The sequence below is a fragment of the Vibrio sp. 10N.222.46.A1 genome (genome assembly GCF_041473595.1).
Classification (GTDB): Bacteria; Pseudomonadota; Gammaproteobacteria; order Enterobacterales; family Vibrionaceae; genus Vibrio; species Vibrio tasmaniensis_A.
Genome location: NZ_JBFRSN010001133.1, coordinates 1 through 1,955, shown reverse-complemented (window position 1 = coordinate 1,955; position 1,955 = coordinate 1). Strand labels below are relative to the sequence as shown.

The 1,955-nt window shown below is 46.0% G+C and carries 1 protein-coding gene; it reads right to left on the bottom strand.

The window, feature by feature from the left end; genetic code table 11:
- Positions 1-327: 327 nt before the first annotated feature.
- Positions 328-1,955: SbcC/MukB-like Walker B domain-containing protein (locus AB4496_RS24510; protein ID WP_372132406.1), on the bottom strand; the 1,628-nt coding region annotated here is incomplete at its 5' end.

Genomic DNA, 1,955 nt, shown 5'->3' with positions numbered 1-1,955 from the left:
CAACCCCAGATTCCCTATTACGTTCGTACCTCACTTGAAGGAATGACGAAGGTAAAACCAACAAACCTAGAGTCCCTACTACGTTCGTAGCTCACTTTAGGAAATGAAGAAAGTAATACCAACAACCCCAGATTCCCTATTACGCTCGTGCCTCACTTTAGGGAATGACGGCTGCTTTTTATTCGATCCTGACATTAAGGGATGACGGCGAAGTGATTAATTACAACTTCCGACTCCGTCATCCTCGAGAAGGAGGAACGACTGAGTCGGGGATCTGCTTCATCTAGCTTTATTTCTATTTCTGCGCTGATGGAATATAGCTAGAACCTAAGCAACAACCTTATACTGCTTCTCCATCTCACTGACACCTAAGCCAGAGTGTTTTGTCACTTTAAGCTGAACGGGCACTCGCTCTTTCAGTGCTTCAACGTGGCTAATGACACCGATCATCTTGCCTGATGCATTCAAGTTATCGAGCGCATTAAGGGCAATGTCCAATGTGTCGCTATCCAGCGTGCCGAAACCTTCATCCAAGAACAGAGAATCAATACTGGTTTTGTAGCTCACAAGATCAGAAAGCGCTAATGCCAACGCCAAGCTCACCAAAAAGCTTTCGCCACCTGATAACGTCTTGGTATCACGCATCACATCGCCCTGCCATGTGTCGAGCACTTGCAGTTCTAAGCCATCATCGGCTTTACGTTTTAGCTCGTAACGACCATGCAAACGTTGTAGCTGCTTGTTCGCAAGGTACACCAAGTTTTCCAACGTTAAACCTTGGGCAAACTTACGGAATTTATCGCCGTTCTTAGAGCCAATAAGTGAGTTCAAACGAGAGATATCATCAAACTCGACCTGCTGCTCGTCGATCTGCTTGAACAGATCTTGCTGATTACTGCGGTTCTGGCTATCCGTTTCAAGATTGGCAGAAATTGCGCCGATCTTGGTTGCATGGCTTTGTTGTTCGTTTTGACACTCAGTCGTCGCTTCTTCAACTTGCTGTTGGTTTTGCTCTTGCCACGCTTTAGCATTCTCGTGGTTTTGCAGCTCCACGTGCGCAGCTTTTGCTGTGTTCAACCTTGCTTGTGCACTGACAATCGCTTCGTCTAAAGACTTCTTCAGGCTTTGAAGTTGAGTTCTAACCTCTTCATCTAACAACGCCGCTTCAAAATTAGCTTCATCTTCGAACGGGCTGGTTTTCAGTGCTTCTAACCAAGCATTCGACGCTTGTGTGTAGCTCGATTGCTTACTGACTAACTCGTCCGAGAAACCAGTGTGTTTGGTTTGCTCAGTTCGATGTTCAAGTTCGCTGCGGTTAAGCACCAACTGAGCGGCATCAAATGCATTTACCGCTTCAATGACTTTTTGCTTCATCGCATTGCTGGTGGCTTGAATGTCTTTGTCACCAAACAACTCTGTTCTTTCAGCCGTTACACGAGTCAGTCCTAGCACCAGAGACTCACTCTCTTGCGTCAGTGTCGCGAGCTCTTTCTCAACACTGCTTAGCTTGTCGTCTAACATTTTCAATTCGGCATTTTGAGTAATCAGTTGCTTCTCAATATCAGCCTGTTGCTGTTTGGTTTTCTGCCATGTGCTTGATGCCTGTGATTTCGCAGTAAACCAATCATCGATATGTTCAAGTTCAGGCGCTTCGATAGAAGTTTGAACAATGCTCTCTTTCAAAGCGTTCCATTGCTGATCTTTCGCTTGAGCAATCTGTGCCACTTGTTCGTTTGTGACTTGGTTTTGCTTATTCAGATCCGCTAAGCGTTGCTCGGCCAACTCGAGATTAGACTGAGCCTTGTCAGCCATAACACTTACAGACAAGCGTTGTTTCTCCGCTTCAGCATAGTGTGCTTTAGCATCGCCCAACGCTTTGAGTTGCTGCGCGCTGTGACTTAGTTGAAGTTCACACTGCTGAGCAAAGGTCGCGACTGTAGCTTCATTGCCTAAAT